This window comes from Pseudomonas shahriarae (genome assembly GCF_014268455.2).
Lineage (GTDB): Bacteria > Pseudomonadota > Gammaproteobacteria > Pseudomonadales > Pseudomonadaceae > Aquipseudomonas > Aquipseudomonas shahriarae.
The window spans coordinates 4,157,976-4,179,854 of record NZ_CP077085.1; the positions used below are offsets into that span (position 1 = coordinate 4,157,976).

The window sequence follows — 21,879 nt, forward strand, 5'->3', positions numbered from 1 at the left end:
TGGGGCATTTTGTGGGCGCTGGCTTGCCTGCGATAGCCGCGCCTCGTTTTTACTGACGGACCGAGTCGCCTCTATCGCGGGCAAGCCCGACTCCCCCATTTAAATGCAAAACGGCGACCCGAAGGCCGCCGCTGCGTTAATTGCCGGCAATCACACCAGGCGGCTGAGCATTTCCTTGGCTTCGCTACGCTGGCCGTCGTCACCCTCAGTGAGGACTTCGGCCAGGATGTCACGCGCACCGCCCTCATCGCCCATGTCGATGTAGGCCTGGGCCAGGTCGAGTTTGGTGGCGACTTCGTCGGTACCCGACAGGAAGTCGAATTCCGGCTCATCGTCGCCCTTTGCCGCATCTTCAGCGGTGAAGCTCGGTTCGATCGACGGGCTTTCCAGGCTCTGCGACAGACGTTCCAGCTCGGCGTTGACGTCGTCAAGCTCCGAGGCGAATGCGTCCGGCTTGCTCGATGATGCAGGCTCGTCGGCCAGGGACAGGTCGAAGTCTTCCGGCAGGTCAAAGTCATCCAGCGCAGCTGGCGTCAGGGTGGGCGGCTCGACCGGCGGCAGGTCCTTCATCTCTTCTTCCAGGCCCGAGAGGAAGTCATCGTCGGACTGGGAGGCTGGCGCATCCAGCTGCAAGTCGAGGTCAAAGTCGGACAGATCGTCCGGGCTGGCCTTGGCCTCGGTTTGCTGCTGCAGCACCGACTCAAAGCTCAGGTCATCGACCTCGGGCTCCGGCGCGACCACTGCCGGCGACGCGGCTTCCAGGTCATCCAGGCTCAGGTCGAAATCATTGTCGAAAGCATCGGTTTCAGGCGCGGGAGCAGGCGCCGGTTCTTCCTGGAGCAGATCCTTGACGTACTGCGCATCAAGCGCGGCGGCGGCGACCGCAGCACTGACGCCCGCCGCGAGCACGGCCATGGCCGGGTAGCGATTTTTCAACAGCTCGACCTGGGCGTGGTTCTCGCCATTGGCGACCAACTGGCGCTCCTGGGTCACGAAACCGTCCTTGTCGCCCTGCTGGCCGTAGACTTCCAGGAGCTTGAGGCGCAGGTCACTGCGCGCGGGCTCCAGCTTGATCGCCTCTTCCAGCACGGCCGCCGCCTGGTTCAAGTGACCACGGTCCAGATGGGACTGGGCCTGGGCCAGGGCATCGGAGGAACCGGGTTCGATGATCAGTTTGCTTGGCGGCGCCATGCTGGTCGCCGGGGCAGGCACTGGCACCGGCGCCACGGCAACCGGAGCTGGAGCTGGAGCTGGAGCCAGCTTGACGCTTGCCGCCGGGACTTCAAGGCCCTCGAAACTGTCCAGAGACAGGTCCTGCTCAATATTCGAGGAAAATTCCGGCTCTTCGGCCAGCGCCCGCGCCATGCGCAGGTGTTTTTCCTCTTCCAGGCGCGCATTGCGATGGCGCGCCCATAGCAGCAGGAGCAACAACACCAGGAGGCCGGCGGCACCACCGATCACCCCGAGGACGATAGGGTTGGTCAGCAGGTCATTGAACTTGCCTTCGGTGCTGGCCACTGGCGCAGGCTCAGCCGGGGTTTCCACTGGCGCGACCACCGGCGCTTCGGCAGCCGGAGCAGGGGCAGCAGGCGCGGTCGGCGCCGCAGCCAGTTCGGCAGGGATTACAGCCGGCTGCGCCGGGGCATCGCCTTCAGCCTGCAACTTGGCCAGTTGGTTGTTTTTCAGCTCAATCAGCCGCTGCAGTTTGTCCAACTGACTTTGCAGGTCAGTCATGCGGCTTTTCAGTTCTTCATTTTCGCGGCGGGTCGAATCCAGGCTTTCCTGGGTCACCGCCAGCTTGTTGTTCAAAGCCTTGCTATCACCCGCCGCGCCCTTGACGCCCGCCTTGGCGGCTTCGGCCGAGACCAGGCTCAGATTGTCCTTCGCTGCCGTCTGCGACGGCGCTGCGCCGGCCTGGGTGCGTTTGGTCGCATCCAGTTGCTGGCGCCCCGCTGCCTGATTGTTAGCGCCACGGCGCCCCTGGCGCCAGGCCGCATTCTGCGCGGTCACTTCGGCGATCGCCTCGGGCTGCGGCAGACTGGTGCTTTGTACCGGGTCCGGCATGCGCAATACCTGGCCGGTCTTCATACGGTTGATGTTGCCGTCGACAAAGGCTCCCGGGTTCAACGCCTGGATCGCCAGCATGGTCTGCTGGATCGAGCCGCCATTGCGATTTTTTGCGGCGATTTCCCACAGGGTGTCGCGAGAAGTCGTGGTGTATTCCGCCGCCTTGGTCACACTGGCAGCAGCAGGCGGGGCAAGACGGGGTGCCGGGGCGCTGGCCTCAGGGGCTTTTTGCTCGAACTTGGCCGGGTCCAGCAAGACGCTGTAGTCACGCATCAACCGACCATTCGGCCATTGCACCTGCAACAGGAAGCGTACATAGGAATCGGGCAATGGCTTGCTCGAGGTGACACGAACCACACTGCGACCGCTGGGGTTGAGCACCGGGGTAAAGGTCAGCTCATCGAGGAACGCCTGGCGATCGACCCCCGCATCCACAAAGGCCTGGGAAGACGCGAGGCTGGGCACGATATCGGAGGCTGTCAGCCCGCCCACGTCGAGCAGCTCGATCTCCACCGACAGAGGCTGGTTCAACTTCGACTTGAGGGTCATCTCCCCAAGTTGCAGCGCTTGCGCCATACCGGAGGACAGCGCCGAGGCGGCCGCTATTGCTAACACCAGTTTGCGAACTTGAACCATAGCCTCATCCTTTGTTTGAACACTCCTCGGCCGGCGAGAAGGTTGGGTACCGCTGCCATTCGGCATGGCGAGCCGATAGTTCACCGACGCGCAACTTTTCCTGCATGGGGCCAAGCATAGCGCTTGGCTAGAATCAATCTACAAATTGCCGCCAAGTATCTTTTACACAAGGTGTTTTATCAACAACTGTGCCAGTTGCACGGCGTTAAGCGCCGCGCCTTTGCGTACGTTATCTGACGTCAGCCACAAGTTTAGTTCCGCCGGGTCGTCGATGCCGGCACGCACCCGCCCCACGTAGACCACGTCCTGACCGACCGCATCCCCAACGGCTGTAGGGTAATCGCCCTCTTCCACCAGTTCGATGCCCGGCGCCGCTTCCAACGCGCGATTCACTGCGCCCAGGTCCACAGCGCCCGCCAGTTGCAGGGACACGCTCAGGCTATCGCCAAAAAACACCGGAGCTTGAACGCAGGTCGCGGAAATTTTCAGTAACGGTAGTTCAAGCAGGGCGCGCAGTTCGTGGACCAGGCGCTTTTCCAGGGCAGTGTGGCCCTGCGCATCCGGCGTGCCGACCTGGGCCAACAGGTTGAAAGCCATCTGCCGGTCAAAGAATTTGGGTTCCAGGGGCCGTACATTCAGCAGCTCGGCGGTTTGCCGGGCCAGTTCGCTGACGGCTTCACGGCCCTGGGCGGACACCGCCAGGTTAGCGGTGACGCTGACGCGCTGGATATCCAACAGCCCCCGCAGCGGCGCGAGGACCACTGCCAGATGGGTGGCGCAAGGGCTTGGGCTACCGAGCTGGAATGGCTTTTTCAAACCGTCCAGCATCTGGGCATTGGCTTCCGGCACCACCTGGGGCGCCTGTTCGGCCGGCAAGGCGCCGGACAGGTCGATCAACGAGCAACCCGCCGCAGTGGCGCGGGGGGCGAAACTCAAGGTGACCGCCGGGCCTGCGGCGAAGAAAGCCAGTTGCACCTTGCTGAAATCAAATTCATCGACTTCCCGCACCCGCACATTTTTGCCGCGAAACGGCACCGACGCGCCGGCCGACTCGCTACTGGCCAGCAGGTGCAAGGTGCCTACCGGGAAGTCCAGCTCTTCGAGGATCTGCACCAGGGTTTCGCCAACCGTACCGGTGGCGCCGATCACGGCGATATCAAAGGTCTGGGTCATGGAGGCTGCCTCGGGCATTGCGGGGGGAGCGGCACTTTACCGGGTGGTGGGGAGTGAGGCAATGATCGTTCCCATGCTCTGCGTGGGAACGCTGCCGTGGACGCTCCGCGTCCATTCCTGAGGCTGTGACGCGGAGCGTCAGGGGAGGCATTCCCACGCGGAGCGTGGGAACGATCAGGCATAAAAAACCCGCGCCTGTCACCAGAACGCGGGTTTCTTCAACACCACAAAGCGATCAACGCTCCAGCAGGATCCGCAACATCCGGCGCAGCGGCTCGGCCGCGCCCCACAGCAGCTGGTCACCTACAGTGAAGGCGCCCAGGTACTGGGTGCCCATGTTCAGCTTGCGCAGACGGCCCACCGGTACATTCAGGGTGCCTGTGACCTTGGTCGGGCTCAGCTCCTGCATGCTGATTTCGCGGCTGTTCGGCACCAGCTTGACCCACGGGTTGTGCTGGCTGATCAGCCCTTCGATGTCGGCGATCGGCACGTCTTTGTTGAGCTTGATGGTCAGCGCCTGGCTGTGGCAGCGCATGGCGCCGATCCGCACACAGATACCGTCCACCGGGATCGGGTTCTTGAAGCGCCCGAGGATCTTGTTGGTCTCGGCCTGGGCCTTCCACTCTTCGCGGCTCTGGCCGTTCGGCAGTTCCTTGTCGATCCACGGGATCAGGCTGCCGGCCAAGGGCACGCCGAAGTTCTCGGTCGGGTAGGCGTCGCTGCGCATGGCCTCGGCCACACGGCGGTCGATGTCGAGGATCGCGCTGGCCGGGTCGGCCAGTTGATCGGCGACGGCCGCGTGGGTCGCGCCCATCTGCTTGATCAGCTCACGCATGTTCTGCGCGCCGGCACCGGAGGCCGCCTGATAGGTCATGGCGCTCATCCACTCCACCAGCCCGGCTTCGAACAGGCCACCCAGGCCCATCAGCATCAGGCTGACGGTGCAGTTGCCGCCGACATAGTTCTTGGTGCCGGCGTCAAGCTGCTGGTCGATGACCTTGCGGTTGACCGGGTCGAGGATGATCACCGCGTCGTCCTGCATACGCAGGCTGGACGCGGCGTCGATCCAGTAGCCCTGCCAGCCGGCTTCGCGCAGTTTGGGGAAGACTTCACTGGTGTAGTCGCCACCCTGGCAGGTCAGAATGACGTCGAGGGTCTTCAGCTCTTCAATGTTGTAGGCGTCCTTGAGCGGGGCGATATCCTTGCCCACGGACGGCCCTTGGCCACCGACATTCGAAGTGGTGAAAAACACCGGCTCAATAAGATCGAAATCCTGCTCTTCCAGCATCCGCTGCATGAGCACGGAACCGACCATACCGCGCCAACCGATCAGACCTACACGTTTCATCGCAACTACACCTTGTTAAAAAGTGGGCCGCCTTGCAGCAACAACTGCAAGCGGGCCAGAGAGATTACAGATTCCGCAGCGCGGCGACTACTGCGTCGCCCATTTCCTGCGTCCCGACCTTGGTGCAACCCTGTGACCAGATGTCGCCGGTACGCAGGCCCTGGTCCAGCACCAGGCTCACCGCCTGCTCGATGGCATCCGCCGCTGCGCTCAGGTTGAAGCTGTAGCGCAACATCATCGACACCGACAAAATGGTCGCCAACGGGTTGGCAATGCCCTGGCCCGCGATGTCCGGCGCCGAACCGTGGCACGGCTCGTACATGCCCTTGTTGTTGGTGTCCAGGGACGCCGACGGCAGCATGCCGATGGAACCGGTGAGCATCGAAGCCTGGTCGGACAGGATGTCGCCAAACAGGTTGTCGGTGACGATCACGTCGAACTGCTTGGGCGCACGCACCAGTTGCATGGCGGCGTTATCCACATACATGTGGCTCAGCTCGACGTCCGGGTAATCCTTGGCCACTTCTTCGACGATTTCGCGCCACAGTTGGCTGGACGCCAGGACGTTGGCCTTGTCCACCGAGCAGACCTTCTTGCCACGCACACGGGCCATGTCGAAACCGACACGGGCGATGCGGCGGATTTCGCTCTCGCTGTACGGCAGGGTGTCGTAGGCCTGGCGCTCGCCATTCTCCAGCTCACGCACGCCCCGTGGCGAGCCAAAGTAGATGCCACCGGTCAGCTCACGCACGATCAGGATATCCAGGCCCGCCACCACTTCCGGCTTGAGGCTCGACGCGTCGGCCAGTTGCGGATAGAGGATCGCCGGGCGCAGGTTACCGAACAGGCCCAGTTGCGCACGGATCTTCAGCAGGCCGCGTTCTGGGCGGATGTCGCGTTCGATCTTGTCCCATTTCGGCCCGCCCACGGCGCCGAGCAGCACGGCGTCGGCAGCTCGGGCGCGGTCGAGGGTTTCATCGGCCAGGGGCACGCCGTGCTTGTCGATGGCGGCGCCGCCGATCACGTCGTGGCTCAATTCAAAGCCCAGGCTGTACTTGCTGTTGGCCAATTCCAGGACCTTGACCGCTTCGGCCATGATTTCCGGGCCAATACCGTCGCCAGGGAGAATCAGAATCTGCTTGCTCATGAGTTCCTCATTTCATCAAGCGACCCGCCCGTGGGCAGGTCGGGAAAAATTAATCAGCGCTCAGCGAACACCACCAGCACGTCGGTGCTGAAGGTGCCGTCGGCTTGAATTTCATAGTAATCGCGCACTTCCTGGCCCATCGCCTGCTGCAACGCCAGGATTGCTGCGCGCAATACGGGCGGGGTGCGCATGCGTTCGACCCACGAGGTGTATTCCAGGCGCAGGCGCTGGCGACTGCTGTTGCGCACATGCAGGCCGGCTTCGTTGAGCTGGCGCATCCACTCGCCGGCGCAATAATCGCGCACATGGCTGGTGTCGCGCAGCACTTCGACGGTTTGCAGGTAAGTGTCCAACAGCGGGCTGCCCGGTGACAAGACATCGACAAACGCCGCCACGCCGCCCGGCTTGAGCACCCGGCGCACTTCGCGCAGGGCCAGGCCGAGGTCGCTCCAGTGATGGGCCGAGTAGCGGCTGAACACGAAGTCGAACTCGCCATCGGCGAATGGCAGGCGCTCGGCGGCGCCGTGCAGGGTGCGGATGTTGTCCAGGCCGCGCTCCACGGCCGCCGCGGCGACCACGTCGAGCATCTGCTGGGACAGGTCGTAGGCCACCACTTCCTTGACCAGCGGTGCTACATGGAAACTCACGTGACCGGCGCCACAGCCCAGGTCCAGCAGGCGTGCCGCGCCCTGCCCGGCCAGTTCGGCCTGCAGCAGTGCGAACTCGGTGCCCTGGGCGTGCACGGCACTGCTCAGGTAGGCCGAGGCCTGTTCGCCGAATTGTTTTTGCACGACTTGGGTGTGGGCGGTGCTGGTCATGGTGATGTTCCTGGCTTTTGTGGTGTTCATACAGGCCTTTCGCGAGCAAGCCCGCTACCGCATTTGAGCGCATTTCAACTGAAGGAACTCGGTCGAATGTGGGAGCGGGCTTGCTCGCGAAGGGGCCAGTCCAGCCTACATAGAATTACGCATCACGAAACAACCAAGGCTGGCTGGCCCGGTGCTTGGCTTCAAACGCGGCAATCGCCTCGCCGTCCTGCAAGGTCAGGCCGATATCGTCCAGGCCATTGATCAGGCAGTGTTTGCGGAAGGCATCCACTTCAAAGTGGTACACCTTGCCATCCGGACGGGTCACGGTCTGTGCGGCGAGGTCGACGGTCAACTGGTAGCCGACATTGGCTTCCACTTGCTGGAACAACTCGTCCACTTCGGCATCGCTCAAGATGATCGGCAGCAAGCCGTTCTTGAAGCTGTTGTTGAAGAAGATGTCGGCGTAGCTCGGCGCAATAATGCTGCGAAAGCCATATTCTTCCAGGGCCCACGGCGCGTGTTCACGGCTGGAGCCGCAACCGAAGTTTTCCCGGGCCAACAACACGCTGGCGCCCTGATAGCGCTCGGCGTTGAGCACAAAATCCTTGTTCAACGGGCGCTTGGAGTTGTCCTGGTAGGCGTAGCCCACGTCCAGGTAGCGCCACTCATCGAACAGGTTCGGGCCGAAACCGGTGCGCTTGATCGACTTCAAGAACTGCTTGGGGATGATCTGGTCGGTGTCCACGTTGGCACGGTCCAACGGCGCGACAAGACCGGTGTGTTGGGTAAAAGCTCTCATCGGGTATTCCTCAGATCAATTCGCGAACGTCGATGAAACGACCGTTGACGGCAGCGGCGGCGGCCATGGCCGGGCTGACCAGGTGGGTACGGCCACCGGCGCCCTGACGCCCTTCGAAGTTACGGTTGGAGGTGGACGCGCAATGCTCCCCCGACTCCAAACGGTCCGGGTTCATCGCCAGGCACATCGAGCAGCCCGGCTCACGCCATTCAAAACCGGCTTCGAGGAAGATCTTGTCCAGCCCTTCGGCCTCAGCCTGGGCCTTCACCAGGCCCGAACCTGGCACCACAATGGCTTGCTTGATGGTCGAGGCCACTTTGCGGCCCTTGGCGATCACCGCCGCGGCGCGCAAGTCTTCGATCCGCGAGTTGGTGCAGGAACCGATAAACACGCGGTCCAACTGGATGTCGGTGATCGCCTGGTTGGCTTTCAAGCCCATGTACTTCAAGGCGCGCTCGATGGAGCCGCGCTTGACCAGATCGGCTTCCTGGGCCGGGTCCGGCACGTTCTGATCAACGGCCAGGACCATTTCCGGCGAGGTGCCCCAGCTGACCTGTGGCTTGATCTGGGCCGCGTCGAGCTCGACCACGGTATCGAACACCGCGTCGGCGTCGGACACCAGGTCTTTCCAGGCCTCGACGGCAGCCTCCCACTCGGCGCCAGCCGGTGCGAAAGGTCGGCCTTTGACGTATTCCACGGTTTTTTCATCCGCCGCGACCATGCCCACCCGGGCACCGGCTTCGATGGACATGTTGCAGATGGTCATGCGGCCTTCGATGGACAGGTCGCGAATCGCGCTGCCGGCAAACTCGATGGCATGCCCGTTACCGCCAGCGGTACCGATCTTGCCGATCACGGCCAGCACGATGTCCTTGGCGGTCACACCGAACGGCAACTTGCCTTCGACGCGCACCAGCATGTTCTTCATTTTTTTGGCGACCAGGCACTGGGTGGCGAACACATGTTCTACCTCGGAGGTGCCAATGCCGTGGGCCAAGGCACCGAATGCACCGTGGGTCGAGGTGTGGGAGTCGCCGCAGACCACGGTCATGCCCGGCAAGGTCGCGCCCTGCTCCGGGCCGATCACGTGGACGATGCCCTGGCGCACGTCGTTCATCTTGAATTCGGTGATGCCGTACTCGTCGCAATAGTCGTCGAGAGTCTGGACCTGCAAGCGCGAGACCTGGTCGGCAATGGCTTCGATGCCGCCCTTGCGCTCCGGGGTGGTTGGCACGTTGTGGTCCGGGGTGGCGATGATCGAGTCGACGCGCCAAGGCTTGCGCCCGGCCAGTCGCAGGCCTTCGAACGCTTGGGGCGAGGTCACTTCGTGGATGATGTGACGGTCGATGTAGATCAGCGACGACCCATCATCGCGCCGTTTCACTTCATGGGAATCCCAGAGTTTGTCGTAAAGCGTTTTGCCGGCCATCAGTCGGTCCTCATCAGCGTCTTTCTATGCCCTGGGCGTTGAACGATTCAATAACCCTTTGGCTTGTGAGGCTGATGCTATGGCGTTACATTAAATAACTCAAATTCATATTTTTTATGCTTTGGATAACCAACTGGAATACCACTATGGACCTGGCCAACCTCAATGCCTTTATTGCCATCGCCGAAACCGGCAGCTTCTCCGGGGCCGGAGAGCGCCTGCACCTGACGCAACCAGCGATCAGCAAGCGCATTGCCGGCCTTGAGCAGCAATTGAAGGTGCGCTTGTTCGATCGGCTGGGCCGTGAGGTCGGCCTGACAGAGGCCGGACGCGCCCTGCTGCCCCGTGCCTATCAGATCCTCAATGTGCTGGACGACACTCGCCGCGCCCTGACCAACCTGACCGGCGAAGTCAGCGGGCGCCTGACTCTGGCGACCAGCCATCACATCGGCCTGCACCGCCTGCCCCCGGTATTGCGCACTTTTACCCGGGAATACCCGAATGTGGCCCTGGATATTCAGTTCCTGGACTCGGAAGTGGCCTACGAGGAAATCCTCCACGGCCGCGCCGAAGTGGCGGTCATTACCCTGGCCCCGGAGCCCCACAGCCTGGTGCGGGCCACCCCGGTGTGGGACGACCCCCTGGATTTCGTGGTGGCGCCCGAACACAGCCTGGCCAGTAACGGCACCATCAGCCTGACCGACATTGCCCGGCACCCGGCGGTATTCCCCGGCGGCAACACCTTTACCCACCATATCGTGCACCGCCTGTTCGAGGCCCAGGGCCTGACGCCGAACATCGCCATGAGCACTAACTACCTGGAAACCATCAAGATGATGGTCTCCATCGGCCTGGCCTGGAGTGTCTTGCCACGCACCATGCTTGATGATCAAGTGGCCAGTATCGCTTTACCGGGCATACAGCTCAGTCGCCAGCTAGGCTATATCGTGCACACCGAAAGGACGCTGTCGAACGCTGCGCGGGCTTTCATGAGCCTATTGGATGCACAGGTTGATCCGGCCGCGACGCCGGCATGAGGCCGTGCGGCCTGTAGACCCTGTTCCCGCGCCGAATGCCCATCGAGCCAAGGCCCCTTGATAATGCCCAACCCCGTCGATCCCGTGCCGCCGCTGCCCCGCATCCACGCCCTGGACCCCCAGCAGGCGGAACAAAGCTGGGAAAATGCCCCGCAGCTGTTGGCGGCGCTCAATGCCGCACGGCTCGGTGCCTGGAGCTGGGATATCGACTGCGGGCGGATCAGTTGGTCGCGCGGCACCCAGGCGCTGTTCGGTTTCGACCCCCGGCAGCCGTTGCCCAAGGACCTGGACTACCTCGACTTGCTGGCCGCCGAAGACCGCGGCCGCGTGATCCGCGCGTTTCACGCGGTCCTGGCCGGCGCGCCCTTCGAGCAAGCCATGCATCACCGCATCCAGTGGCCGGACGGCAGCCTGCACTGGCTGGAAATCAACGGCAGCCTGCAGCCGGATGCCTCGGGGCGCCGCCGGATGATCGGGGTGATCCGTGAAACCACCCAGCAGCGCGAGCGCGAACATGCCCTGGGCCACTCGGAAAAACGCTTCGCCACGCTGTTCCACCTGTGCCCGAACATGGTCCTGCTGACCCGCCAGGAAGACGGCCTGATCAGCGAGGCCAACCAGTATTTCGAAAGCCTGTTCGGCTGGCCGGTCAACGATGCCATTGGTCGCACCACCCTCGACCTGGGGCTGTGGGTCCACCCCGAGCAACGGGCCCTGTTGGTCAGGGCGACCCAGCGCAAAGGCGAACCGATCACCATGGAGGTGCAATTTCGCGCCAGCAATGGGCAAATCCATGACGGTACCCTCAGCGCGCAAAAGGTCGAACTCGACGGCCAGGCCTACCTCATCAGCACCTTCCTCGACACCACCGAGCGCAAGAACGCCGAGCAGGCCCTCAAGGACAGTCAGGAGCGCCTGGACCTGGCCCTGGACTCGGCCCAACTGGGCACCTGGGACTGGCATATCCCCAGCGGCATGCTTTATGGCTCGGCGCGGGCCGCACAGTTGCACGGCCTGGATCCGCACCCGTTCCATGAGTCCTTCGATGCTTTTTTTGAAGGCATGCCCGATGAAGAGCGCGCCAGCATGCGCGATGCCTATCGCACCCTGCGTGAAGGGCCGGCCGGCAACTACCAGTTGACCTACCGCGTGCAACTGGGAGACGGCAGCTCGCGCTACCTGGAAAGCCGCGCCCGCCTGTATCGCGACGCCCAGGGCGCGCCGCTGCGCATGGCGGGCACCTTGCTGGATATCACCGACCAGGTCGAACGTGAACAGCGCCTGAGCGCCTCCGAAGAAAAGTTCGCCAGCCTGTTCCTCGCCAGCCCCGACCCGATTTGCGTAACCACTCTGGCCAGCGGCGAATTCGTTGAAATCAACCCCAGCTTTACCCAGACCTTTGGCTGGAGCGCCGCCGAAGTCATCAACCACACCGCCGAGCAGATCGGCTTGTGGGATGAGCCGACCCAACGCCTGCAGCGCATCGAGCAAGTGATTCGCGAACAGGCGCTAAACAATGTGGCCATCATCGTCCATCACAAAAATGGCCAGCGCCTGACCTGCATGATTTCCAGCCGGTTGATCAAGGTCGGCCACCAGCGCTGCGTGGTCACCACCCTGCGCGATATCACCCAGCAACAGCGCTCGGAAGCGGCGCTCAAGGCCAGCGAAGAAAAGTTCGCCAAGGCCTTCCATTCCAGCCCCGACGCCGTGTCCATTACCGAGCGCGACACTGGGCGCTACGTGGAGGTCAATGACGGTTTCTGCCGCCTGACCGGCTACCGCGCCGAGGAAGCGATCGGCCTGACCCTCTACCAGATCGGTATCTGGGCCGACGAAAACCAGCGCACCACGCTATTGGCCGAATTACAGGTCAAAGGCCGCATCCATCACATGGACATGCTCTGGCACAACAAACGCGGCGAGTTGCTGGCGGTGGAGGTGTCGGTCGAGCCGATTACCCTCAATGAAACGCCGTGCCTGCTGCTGACCGCACGGGATGTGAGCCTGCTGAAAAGTGCGCAGGCGCAGATCCGTCACCTGGCTTATCACGACCCCCTGACCAACCTGCCCAACCGCGCCCTGCTGATGGACCGCCTGAGCCAGCAGATCGCCTTGCTCAAACGCCACAACCTGCGGGGCGCGCTGCTGTTTCTGGACCTGGATCACTTCAAGCACATCAACGATTCCCTCGGCCACCCGGTGGGCGACACCGTGCTGAAAATCGTCACCGCACGCCTGGAAGCCAGCGTGCGCATGGAGGACACGGTGGCGCGCCTGGGCGGCGATGAATTCGTGGTGCTGCTCAGCGGCCTGGAGGGTTCACGAATTGAGGTCAGTAAACAGGTGCAATTGCTGTCCAACACCCTGCGCGAGTTGCTGTCCGAGCCGATGTTTCTCGATGGTCAGCGCTTGCAGGTCACCCCCAGTATCGGCGTGGCGCTAATCCCCGATCACGGCTCGACGCCGGCGGACCTGCTCAAGCGCGCGGATATCGCCCTGTATCGGGCCAAGGACTCGGGGCGCAACACCACGCAGATGTTCCATAACAGCATGCAACGCACTGCCAGCGAGCGCCTGCGCATGGAGACGGATCTGCGCCTGGCGTTATCACGGGGCGAGTTCAGCGTGCATTACCAGCCCCAGGTGGATGCCCGGGACAATCGCATTGTCGGCGCCGAGGCCCTGGTGCGCTGGCAGCATCCGCAACTGGGCGCACAGTCACCCACAGAGTTCATCAAGGTTCTGGAGGACAGCGGACTGATCCTTGAGGTCGGCACCTGGATCCTCGACGAAGCCTGCGCCGCGTTTGCCCGCCTGATCGCCGAAGGCCTGGTGGAGCCGGAAGGCTTCAGCCTGTGCGTGAATATCAGCCCCCGGCAGTTTCGCCAGAACGACTTTGTCGAACGGGTGGAGCGTAGCCTGACGCAGCATCACTTGCCGTTCAGCTTGCTGAAACTGGAAATCACCGAAGGCATTGTGATTCAAAATCTGGATGACACCATCAGCAAAATGCGCCGCCTGAAAAAGCTCGGGGTCAGCTTTGCCATGGACGATTTCGGCACCGGTTATTCATCCTTGACCTACCTCAAGCGCCTGCCGGTCGATGCCTTGAAAATCGATCAGTCATTTGTGCGCGACGCCACCCACGACCCCAACGACGCCGAGATCATCCGCGCGATCGTGGCCATGGCGCGCAGCCTGAACCTGGAAGTGATTGCCGAAGGTGTGGAAACCCCTGAGCAACTGGCGTTCCTGCAAGGCCTGGGCTGCCATTTGTATCAAGGCTATTTGCACAGCCGGCCATTGCCCCTGGAGGCATTTACGCTGCTATTGAGGTAAGCGCAGGGAGAGTGCCAAATACCCTCAGCCCTGCATTTGCCTTACACCAACTTCAACGCACGCAGGAAGTAGTCCTGCCATTGCGATTGGACCAGGTTGCACTTTTGCCCATACATATCCAGCATCCCGCCAACGACCACCACCGAGTGGTGGGAGTTGGCCAGGGTGCCAATCGCCCCATTTATCAGTTCTTTTACCGTGCTTTCACGGACATAGGCCGACAGCCCAAGCCTGCGCAGCGCCGCTCCCGGATACTCACCGTCGTTCAGGGTTTCCATGGCCATCTCAAAACTCTGACGAGCACGGCCGTCGTTGTTCTCCCACTGCGCGCGCTTGGCACTCGCGGCGTACAAGAAATTGGCATCGGCCAGCAATGACGGATTGGTGCCCTTCAAGTTGGAGGCTGCCTGGGCCTTTCTCAGCTCATCATGGGTCAGGGTCAACTTATAAGAATCTCTCATGACCACTTCATAGCCTTCAGCGGTGACCGTGACCTTTTTAAAGATGTCTTGCGGGCGTTGCCCAAACCTCATCATCGCCGCCTTGATCGCTGATACGGTGACACAGTTGCCTTCTACCCCTTGATAAAAGCCACTCCAGATATCAGCGGGGGGGACACCCACGGGCGCACGGGATAACTTCAGCGCACCTGTCTCGAGACTTGCGGGCGATGCCTCCGGCGCCTGCGTGTCATTGAACAACATATACCCGTAACTTCGATCAACTCTTTGCTTGTGTCCGTAGTTATGCTGGGTGTTATCCATGACAAAGGCCGAGCCAAAATTATGTGTCTCCACCACACCCAACGCGCCGCTGGTGGCCATATCCGTAGTGGGCACAAACTGGGCAAAACCAATCATTCCCATGCCCCGCAGGCAGTTCTGCGTGGTTTCGCCTTCAAGGCTCTTGCGTAAGGCCTGCTCGAAACTGCCATATTCCCCGGTTTGTTGTTTACGCTTGGCAAACGCCGCCAGCACAACATTGGCATCGGCAATGGCCGAACTGTCATTGCCAGCAAATCGCGATGCCTTCGCCGTCAGTTTTAGTTCCTCTTTGGAAATATGCACCTTAAATTCATCTTTCATCGTAATATCATAACCATCCCCCGCCACTTTTACTTCTTCAAACATATCTTGTGGGCTTTGACCAAACGTCATCATCATCATTTTAATAACCGCCGCATGGGTGCTGCTATCAAAGCACTCACCAAAACCGCGCGGGGTGGCGGTAAAAGCATTCAAGATATCATCGGGTTTCTTGCCATGTTTTATCGACAACTCACCTGAGGAAAAACTATTGGCCGGCTCAAGAGCCGCCTTATAACCATCAGCAATTAACGGATTAAACATACTTACATTCATGACACCCCCTACCCACAACAATATTAAAGACACGACAAAAACGCATTGTTAAAAAACAACAAATGCCAGACATTGAAAAGCCAGAAAAATGAACAACAAAAACCTGCGCAGGATAACTACAGCGACTCTTATTTTTAAAGCTTACTCAACAGACCCTCTACAACTTTACTCAACCGATTAAAGCCACTGCATCCCCGTACGTTGGCGCCCTGCCTTTTCGGCCCCACAACTCCTCCCGACCATCAATCACTGCAACCGAATGCATGGCCCGATTGACCATCCCTACCTGCCCCCGGGCCAGGGTGCTTACAGGGACACGTTTCATATAATGTATTAAGCCCAGCCGCTGAAAACCTTCACCGGGACCATTTTCATCTTCGCCATTATTGAGACTGCGTATCGCCGCGCTAAAACTTCTCGCAGCCCTGCCATCGTTATTATCCAAATGCGCACGCTTGACACTGCAAGCAAACATGAACTCAGCATCCTTGAGTGCGCCTTTGTCTCGTCCAAAAAACCGTGCCCCTGCAGCCGCCTGCTTCAACTCCTGGTGGCTCACGGTCAAGTAATAGCCATCGCGCATCGTGACCTCATAGCCCTGGGCGGTTTTACGAACGCGTTTATAAACATCGGTAGGGCTTTGCCCAAACTTATGCATGGCTGCGTTGATCGCCGAAACAGTCACGCAATTGCCATCGGGCCCTTGGCGGAAACCGCCCCAGATATCGTCACACTTGGCCCCATTGCGCTTACTCGATAGGTCAGGAAGAGGTGTAGGTGCCGTCTCCGGTTCTGGCACTACCGGTGTTGGCTTGACCTCCGGTCTGACCGGCTCGGGAACAACCTTGACGGTGTCTTGTTCGTTACGGCCTGACAGCAATGCTGAAAGCTGGCTCAAGAAAGCGCTGAACATCGAAATAATGGCCTGCAAGTCCACCGCAGGCTTCTTCACCTCACCCGTCGCCCGCTTGAAGTGGTTATTTACCGAGTGCTGACGGGAAGCCGTGCTGCCCCCCAAACGCTGTATCGAGGGCCTCTGGGTGGCGCCATGAAACGCCTCCCCCTGCCGTCCCGAACAATCACACATGAGGTGTACAGCGCTGTTAACGTTTAACACGGACATGATTCTGCCCCCCACTAAGTGCCCCTCCGGCCGGTCACTGACCGGAGAAGCAACTGGTTGAATTTAAAGGTTTACAGGCTCTGAAGAGGTACTAGGGCCGACGAGAGAAGGCCGTAGCCCAACCCATTTCATCCGGACCGCAGTCTGGGCCCGGGGAGGTCAGGTCAGTCCCTGGCAGCGGCTTGTCCGGCTGTACTGCTGGGGTTGGCAGTGGCAAGGCATCAGGTTCTACACGGGCGTCGGTCTGGGGTACTACCACCCTGGGTTCCGGGCCAGACTTCACGCGACTATCGACCACTGGCGGCGCCGGTTGGGGGACCACGCCGGGTTTCACGCGACTGCTGATCATGGGCACGGGCCGCTGGGGCTCCAACTCGGGTGTCACATTCGTCGTGATCACGGGTACCAGCGACGCAGGTACCGAACCAGGCTTCGTACGAACGTCAATCGCCGAATGAGCGTCCGCCGGGCAATGGCAGTTGTTGATATTAACGTTCACCCGCACCACTGAGTCGGAGGACACTTTGGAGTCTGTATCTGGAACCCGGGGCAAGACCTTGATATCCGGCGACACTGCGGGTTGCTTGCCCGGGATTAAGGGCTTGCTCTCGGCCTGCTTGTCCGCCTCGACCAGCACTTTGGCGTCCTTGCCCGGAACAGCCGGCTGGCTTTCGGCTTGCGGCTTCTTCTCGGCCGGTTTGTCCGTCTCGAGCGGCACTTTGGTGTCCTTGCCCGGAACCGCCGGCTGGCTCTCGGCTTGCGGCTTCTTCTCGACCGGTTTGTCCGTCTCGAGCGGCACTTTGGTGTCCTTGCCCGGAACCGCCGGCTGGCTCTCGGCTTGCGGCTTCTTCTCGGCCGGTTTGTCCCTATCGAGCTGGTTTTTTAAGTCTTTGCCTGAAATTACCGGCTTACCCGCGTCAACCGGTGCTTTCAATTCCTTGCCTGGGAGGGCCGGGTTATCCCCAGGCTGGGATTTCACTTCAGTCGGCTTGTCCATTGTCGGCAAAACGTCAGGAGAGTGTTTTTTGCCAGACAGCACATCTCGCATCGCCTTAAAGAGAAGTTCAAACATATCAAGCAGTTTTGAAAGTGCGTCGGTACTGACGACTGTACTTTCCCGCCCATTCGCAACGGTACGGTTATAATCTGGCAAAACACTCGGCTTAGCCCCCAGCGGCTTACTTGCGTCAACACTTCCAACCTGAGCAGCTACCGGCGCGGCCCGATCAAGCTGATGATTACCGACATTAACGCTCGGAGGATTATTAACAGATAGATAAGACATTAGTCATCCCTCTTTTCAGAAAAGCACCAGGGCATTCAAATACCCATAACGAACACGATTTACTGATGACTTGAAACGGTAGCAACCGAATCAAAGTCCATGATTTCGTGGAGCAAAAAGCGTTCGGGTTCCAGAAATCCCTGAAAACATAAGGACACTAATAGAGAACTTCAGACTTTTACCTATGGACTTCTGCAGAAAATCAGCTTCCCAGCGCTTTTCCTGGGGAAAACAACGTCATACCCGTTAATAAACTGCCTCGATGAAAAAAAACGTCATGATTCCTCAATCTTTCACAGGACGGCCCGTGATATTTCCCGCGCGAAAAATACAGTGGTCACGCACAGTAAAACCAAAAAACACAATCCGCTTTACACCTTCCAAACTTGGGCAAAACTAAAAACAAGTTACACACACTCACTAGTACAAAAAACCAATCGGCACTTTTCAACTAAACAACAACCGTAGCGCTACTGGTTAAATCACTTACTCCCGCCCTTAGCGCCTTAAACAAAAAAAGGGCGCCAGAGGCGCCCTTTCTTGAAGAGATGAAAAACTTAAAAATATAGACTCAGTGTTGCAGGGCCGGCTTCTGCCCCCCATTGATCGGGATGCGCTTGGCCTTTGCCTCTTCCGGCACTACTCGCAGCAGGTCAATGCTCAACAATCCATTGCTCAGGTCTGCGGCCTTGATCTCAATATGGTCCGCCAAGCGGAACGACAACTTGAAGGCGCGCTGGGCAATGCCTTGATGTAGATAGGTGACGTTCTCGGCCTTGGTGTCACGCTTGCCACCACTGACGGTCAAGACGCCTTTCTCTACCTGCAACTCCAAATCGTCTTCCTGGAAACCGGCCGCCGCGATCACGATGCGGTATTGGTCTTCAGCGTGTTTCTCGACGTTATAGGGTGGGTAGCTGCTGCCCGGCTCGTTGCGCAGCGCGGTTTCGAACAGGTCGTTGAAACGGTCGAAACCCACGGAAGAGCGGAACAGCGGTGCCAGGGAAAATGCGGTACTCATGGTCAAATCTCCTGAAATAATCAGCAAGGTTCTTTATCTCCACGACCCGAATTCGGCATCGTGTAATCCCTAGATAAGGACCGCCAAGTACATTTCAAGAGAGGCCGTAAGAAAATTTTCAGACCCCTTGGGGGTGAGGCATTCCGAGCAAACGGCTGACCTGCTGAAGGTCGGTTTCCCGGCGCAGCGCGGTAAACAGCTCTACAGCTTGCGGGTAGTTGCGCGTCAGCATCGCCAGCCACTGCTTCAGACGACCTGGTGCCTGGCGCTCAGTCAGTTGCGCTACAGACTGCGTCCAGAACTCCCGAAGCATGGGCTGCATCTCCTCCCAACTCATCTCCACCACGTCTTCACCGGCACGTGCGGCGGCGATTTGCCGGGCCAGGTCGGGACGCGCCACCAGGCCGCGACCGAGCATGATGTCCTCGACACCGCTGATCTCGCGGCAGCGTCGCCAGTCTTCGACACTCCAGATATCACCGTTGGCGAACACCGGCACCTTGACCACGTCCTGCACACGCGGGATCCACTCCCAATGGGCTGGCGGCTTGTAGCCATCGGCCTTGGTCCGCGCATGCACCACGATATGTGCCGCACCACCTTCCGCCAGAGCAGTGGCACACACCAGCGCACCGTCCGGACTGTCGAAGCCCAGGCGCATCTTGGCGGTCACCGGGATATGCGCCGGCACCGCACGACGTACGTGCTCGACGATCTGGTTGAGCAGTTCCGGTTCCTTGAGCAGCACCGCGCCGCCGCGGGACTTGTTGACCGTCTTGGCCGGGCAGCCAAAGTTCAGGTCGATCACCTCAGACCCCAACTCACAGGCCAGCGCGGCGTTTTCCGCCAGGCACACGGGATCAGAGCCCAGCAACTGCACACGCAAAGGCACGCCCGCAGCGGTTTTGGCACCGTGCAGCAGTTCAGGAGCAAGCTTGTGGAAATAGGCTGGGGTCAGCAGGCGGTCGTTGACCCGGATAAATTCGGTCACGCACCAATCAATACCGCCCACCTGGGTCAGCACGTCCCGCAGGATGTTGTCGACCAACCCCTCCATGGGCGCCAAGGCAATTTGCATGGAAAACACTCAACGAAAAACGTGGCGCAGTTTACTGGGTTTCCCACAGCAACCGTTAACCCCCTTGTCAGATGTGGATCGCCACGCCATAGCCTTCGATAAACTCCGCCGGCATGCGCTTGGGCTTGCCGCTGGAGAGTTCGATACAGACAAAGGTGGTTTGCGCACGCAACAAGGTGGCGCCATCACTGGGGCGCATCAGTTGGAAGCGCCGGGTCATCTTCAGGCGCTGGTCCCAATCGACGATCCAGGTCGCCAGTTGCAACTCATCGCCTTCGTAGCCGGCTGCCAGATAGTCGATTTCATGGCGCACCACCGCCATGGCCCGATCCAGGCGCCGGTACTCGGCAAGATCCAGGCCCAGACGCTGGGAGTGGCGCCAGGCGCAACGCTCCAACCAGGAGACGTAAACGGCATTATTGGCATGCCCCAGGCCGTCGATGTCCTCAGCGGCCACCTGCAGATCAATGATAAACGGCTTTGCCAAGTCCCAGCCCATGCCCAGCTCCCGGTCGATTAATGTCGGCGGGCAGCAGTGTAACCCATCGCTTGGCTCAAGCGGTTTGCCGCGCCGGTTCACGGCAGCCGGCCAGCAGCGCCAGCACGCCTTCGACCACTCGCGGGTCGGCCAGGACCTTCTGATGCCCGCCTTGCTCCAGGCGCAACAGGCGGCTGTCGAACCAGGCCTCGTGGATCATCTGTGAGGCCTTGACCGGGACGAAGGTGTCGTCTTCGGCATGCACGATCAGCCCTGGGATATTCATTTGATAGTGGGCCACATCCAGGTGTTTGAGCGGGATGCCCAGGGCGTACTCGACCTCCTGGATAAACGCTGCACGCGCCCGCTCCGGCATGCCGACCACCGAGGCAAAGCCGCGCAATACATCGAGCAAACGGGAAGGGGCCGCAATGCTCACCAACGCATTGGTGCGCAGGCCCAATTGGATGGCCAGCATCGCACTGGCGCCACCCATGGAGTGACCGACCACCGCGTGCAGCGGCGGTAACTCAGCGGCCGCTTCCAGCATCGCCCGGGCAAACAGCACCACGTGGGCCTCACGGCCTGGCGAGCGACCATGGGCCGGGCCGTCGAGGGCAATCACCGAATAACCGGCGCCCACCAATGCGTCGATCAAGCTGGCGAACTGGGTTGGGCGCCCTTCCCAGCCGTGCATCATCAGCACCGCCGGGCCCTGACCCCAACGCAGCGCCGACAGGCCAAAACGCAAGGTGATGCGCTCGGCCTGCGCCAGCAGCGGCAATTCCCACGCACGGGGCGGCAGATCCCGAGGCGTCATGAAGGCGCGACGCATCTGGTTGGCGATGGTTTGCGGCGCCAGCCTGCCCACGGTGCCGTTGACACGGCGAATCCAGTTCAAGGTGCTCATCCCTTCACTCCCCAGGCTCACAAGCCTTGTTCAGCGCACTGCCGACTTGGAGGCGCGCAATACACGATCCGACAATTCGCCCGGCCCCAGGGCCCGGGCCAATGCCAGGCCGCCAATCATCAAGGCCATGTCGGCCAGGGCTTTGTCGGTGTCTTCCGGGCTGGCAGCCAGTTGCGCAGCCATCAGCTCGACGTGCTGGCTCAGCACATCGCGAAACTCATCCGGCAAGCGGCTCATCTCGCCCACCGTGGCCGGGATCGGGCAGGCCTGGGCGGTAGAATCACGGTGCTTGCGCGACAGGTAGAACGCCGCCACCAGGGCGCGGCGCTCTTCGCCCGTCAGGCTGGGGTCCATATCTTCGATAGACGCCCGGCGCCGCGCCAGCAGTTGCTCGAACGCCTCCAGCATCAAGGCGTCCTTGCTTTCAAAGTGGGCGTAGAAGCCGCCAACGGTCAGGCCCGCGGCCCCCATGACCTCACCCACACTCGGTTCGGCCGGGCCACGCTGAATCAGCGCGGAGCTGGCGGCTTGCAGAATACGTTCACGGGTTTGCGCTTTTTTATCGCTCATGACGGCCTCCGAATATTACGGTTAAAATATTATCTTCATAATACTTTTTAGCAAGCGCTGAATTCGACCGCTGGTCAGAAGAGATTTTTGTAGAGGGAGGGAGAAAACCCAAACGCCAGACAAACAAAAGGGCCATTCAATAATCGAATGACCCTTATAAATCCCGCAGAGCGGGTAATCGTGGCGTCCCCTAGGGGACTCGAACCCCTGTTACCGCCGTGAAAGGGCGGTGTCCTAGGCCACTAGACGAAGGGGACACAAACCTT

General features: G+C 60.5%; 17 protein-coding genes and 1 tRNA gene. 2 read left to right on the forward strand and 16 right to left on the reverse strand.

The genetic code is table 11. From position 1 onward, the window contains the following. Positions 1 to 150: 150 nt before the first annotated feature. The 7 genes from HU773_RS18440 to leuC form a co-directional block, all read right to left on the reverse strand. Positions 151 to 2,703 (reverse strand): FimV/HubP family polar landmark protein, encoded by a 2,553-nt coding sequence (locus tag HU773_RS18440; protein WP_186626257.1) that lies wholly within the window; start codon positions 2,701 to 2,703, stop codon positions 151 to 153. A 162-nt stretch (positions 2,704 to 2,865) separates the two neighbouring features. After that, entirely contained in the window at positions 2,866 to 3,876 is a 1,011-nt protein-coding gene (locus HU773_RS18445; RefSeq protein ID WP_057960178.1) for an aspartate-semialdehyde dehydrogenase, read from the reverse strand. A 235-nt stretch (positions 3,877 to 4,111) separates the two neighbouring features. After that, positions 4,112 to 5,224, reverse strand: coding sequence for an aspartate-semialdehyde dehydrogenase (asd, locus tag HU773_RS18450; protein ID WP_057444111.1), 1,113 nt, complete (start codon positions 5,222 to 5,224; stop codon positions 4,112 to 4,114). 64 nt (positions 5,225 to 5,288) lie between these two features. Beyond that, positions 5,289 to 6,371 (reverse strand): 3-isopropylmalate dehydrogenase, encoded by a 1,083-nt coding sequence (leuB, locus tag HU773_RS18455; protein WP_057438607.1) that lies wholly within the window; start codon positions 6,369 to 6,371, stop codon positions 5,289 to 5,291. Between the two features lie 53 nt (positions 6,372 to 6,424). Further along, complete coding sequence (locus tag HU773_RS18460) at positions 6,425 to 7,189, reverse strand: class I SAM-dependent methyltransferase (protein WP_057960179.1); 765 nt, start codon at positions 7,187 to 7,189, stop codon at positions 6,425 to 6,427. A gap of 145 nt (positions 7,190 to 7,334) precedes the next feature. Next, a complete protein-coding gene (gene leuD, locus HU773_RS18465; protein WP_057438605.1) occupies positions 7,335 to 7,979 on the reverse strand; it encodes a 3-isopropylmalate dehydratase small subunit in 645 nt (214 codons plus the stop codon). A gap of 10 nt (positions 7,980 to 7,989) precedes the next feature. Next, entirely contained in the window at positions 7,990 to 9,408 is a 1,419-nt protein-coding gene (gene leuC, locus HU773_RS18470) for a 3-isopropylmalate dehydratase large subunit (protein WP_057438604.1), read from the reverse strand. A 146-nt stretch (positions 9,409 to 9,554) separates the two neighbouring features. Here leuC and HU773_RS18475 point away from each other — a divergent pair, with 146 nt between their 5' ends. Both HU773_RS18475 and HU773_RS18480 read left to right on the forward strand, forming a co-directional pair. Continuing rightward, positions 9,555 to 10,445: a LysR family transcriptional regulator gene (locus HU773_RS18475; RefSeq protein WP_057438603.1), complete on the forward strand. Its 891-nt coding sequence runs from the start codon at positions 9,555 to 9,557 to the stop codon at positions 10,443 to 10,445. A gap of 63 nt (positions 10,446 to 10,508) precedes the next feature. Further along, positions 10,509 to 13,787 carry an EAL domain-containing protein gene (locus HU773_RS18480; RefSeq protein WP_170044357.1) on the forward strand — a complete coding sequence of 1,093 codons (3,279 nt, stop codon included), beginning with the start codon at positions 10,509 to 10,511 and terminating at the stop codon, positions 13,785 to 13,787. A gap of 41 nt (positions 13,788 to 13,828) precedes the next feature. Here the strand turns inward: HU773_RS18480 and HU773_RS18485 are convergent, their stop codons facing one another. The 9 genes from HU773_RS18485 to HU773_RS18525 form a co-directional block, all read right to left on the reverse strand. Then, the gene (locus tag HU773_RS18485; RefSeq protein ID WP_128592918.1) at positions 13,829 to 15,148 is read right to left on the reverse strand and encodes a hypothetical protein; all 1,320 of its coding nucleotides are present in this window, start codon (positions 15,146 to 15,148) and stop codon (positions 13,829 to 13,831) included. Between the two features lie 169 nt (positions 15,149 to 15,317). Further along, the gene (locus tag HU773_RS18490) at positions 15,318 to 16,100 is read right to left on the reverse strand and encodes a hypothetical protein (RefSeq protein WP_225923803.1); all 783 of its coding nucleotides are present in this window, start codon (positions 16,098 to 16,100) and stop codon (positions 15,318 to 15,320) included. A 262-nt stretch (positions 16,101 to 16,362) separates the two neighbouring features. Then, on the reverse strand, positions 16,363 to 17,556 hold the full coding sequence (locus tag HU773_RS18495) for a hypothetical protein (RefSeq protein WP_217883908.1): 1,194 nt from the start codon (positions 17,554 to 17,556) through the stop codon (positions 16,363 to 16,365). 571 nt (positions 17,557 to 18,127) lie between these two features. Next, positions 18,128 to 18,577, reverse strand: a complete 450-nt coding sequence (locus HU773_RS18500; RefSeq protein WP_057438600.1) for an Hsp20 family protein — start codon at positions 18,575 to 18,577, stop codon at positions 18,128 to 18,130. A gap of 118 nt (positions 18,578 to 18,695) precedes the next feature. Next, on the reverse strand, positions 18,696 to 19,655 hold the full coding sequence (locus HU773_RS18505; RefSeq protein ID WP_057438599.1) for a tRNA dihydrouridine synthase: 960 nt from the start codon (positions 19,653 to 19,655) through the stop codon (positions 18,696 to 18,698). 67 nt (positions 19,656 to 19,722) lie between these two features. Further along, entirely contained in the window at positions 19,723 to 20,154 is a 432-nt protein-coding gene (locus HU773_RS18510) for an acyl-CoA thioesterase (protein WP_057438598.1), read from the reverse strand. Positions 20,155 to 20,209: 55 nt separating this feature from the next. Continuing rightward, a complete protein-coding gene (locus tag HU773_RS18515) occupies positions 20,210 to 21,043 on the reverse strand; it encodes an alpha/beta hydrolase (RefSeq protein WP_115128640.1) in 834 nt (277 codons plus the stop codon). Positions 21,044 to 21,073: 30 nt separating this feature from the next. After that, positions 21,074 to 21,613 (reverse strand): TetR/AcrR family transcriptional regulator, encoded by a 540-nt coding sequence (locus HU773_RS18520; protein WP_057438596.1) that lies wholly within the window; start codon positions 21,611 to 21,613, stop codon positions 21,074 to 21,076. A 181-nt stretch (positions 21,614 to 21,794) separates the two neighbouring features. Continuing rightward, positions 21,795 to 21,870, reverse strand: a tRNA-Glu gene (locus tag HU773_RS18525). Positions 21,871 to 21,879: the final 9 nt, after the last annotated feature.

Coding starts and splice junctions, on each gene's coding strand:
- HU773_RS18480 (WP_170044357.1), top strand. CDS start 10,509: ATGCCCAACCCCGTCGATCCCGTGCCGCCGCTGCCCCGCATCCACGCC.
- HU773_RS18440 (WP_186626257.1), bottom strand. CDS start 2,703: ATGGTTCAAGTTCGCAAACTGGTGTTAGCAATAGCGGCCGCCTCGGCG.
- asd (WP_057444111.1), bottom strand. CDS start 5,224: ATGAAACGTGTAGGTCTGATCGGTTGGCGCGGTATGGTCGGTTCCGTG.
- HU773_RS18460 (WP_057960179.1), bottom strand. CDS start 7,189: ATGACCAGCACCGCCCACACCCAAGTCGTGCAAAAACAATTCGGCGAA.
- leuC (WP_057438604.1), bottom strand. CDS start 9,408: ATGGCCGGCAAAACGCTTTACGACAAACTCTGGGATTCCCATGAAGTG.
- leuB (WP_057438607.1), bottom strand. CDS start 6,371: ATGAGCAAGCAGATTCTGATTCTCCCTGGCGACGGTATTGGCCCGGAA.
- HU773_RS18495 (WP_217883908.1), bottom strand. CDS start 17,556: ATGTCTTATCTATCTGTTAATAATCCTCCGAGCGTTAATGTCGGTAAT.
- HU773_RS18505 (WP_057438599.1), bottom strand. CDS start 19,655: ATGCAAATTGCCTTGGCGCCCATGGAGGGGTTGGTCGACAACATCCTG.
- HU773_RS18520 (WP_057438596.1), bottom strand. CDS start 21,613: ATGAGCGATAAAAAAGCGCAAACCCGTGAACGTATTCTGCAAGCCGCC.
- HU773_RS18445 (WP_057960178.1), bottom strand. CDS start 3,876: ATGACCCAGACCTTTGATATCGCCGTGATCGGCGCCACCGGTACGGTT.
- leuD (WP_057438605.1), bottom strand. CDS start 7,979: ATGAGAGCTTTTACCCAACACACCGGTCTTGTCGCGCCGTTGGACCGT.
- HU773_RS18485 (WP_128592918.1), bottom strand. CDS start 15,148: ATGAATGTAAGTATGTTTAATCCGTTAATTGCTGATGGTTATAAGGCG.
- HU773_RS18510 (WP_057438598.1), bottom strand. CDS start 20,154: ATGGGCTGGGACTTGGCAAAGCCGTTTATCATTGATCTGCAGGTGGCC.
- HU773_RS18475 (WP_057438603.1), top strand. CDS start 9,555: ATGGACCTGGCCAACCTCAATGCCTTTATTGCCATCGCCGAAACCGGC.
- HU773_RS18515 (WP_115128640.1), bottom strand. CDS start 21,043: ATGAGCACCTTGAACTGGATTCGCCGTGTCAACGGCACCGTGGGCAGG.
- HU773_RS18500 (WP_057438600.1), bottom strand. CDS start 18,577: ATGAGTACCGCATTTTCCCTGGCACCGCTGTTCCGCTCTTCCGTGGGT.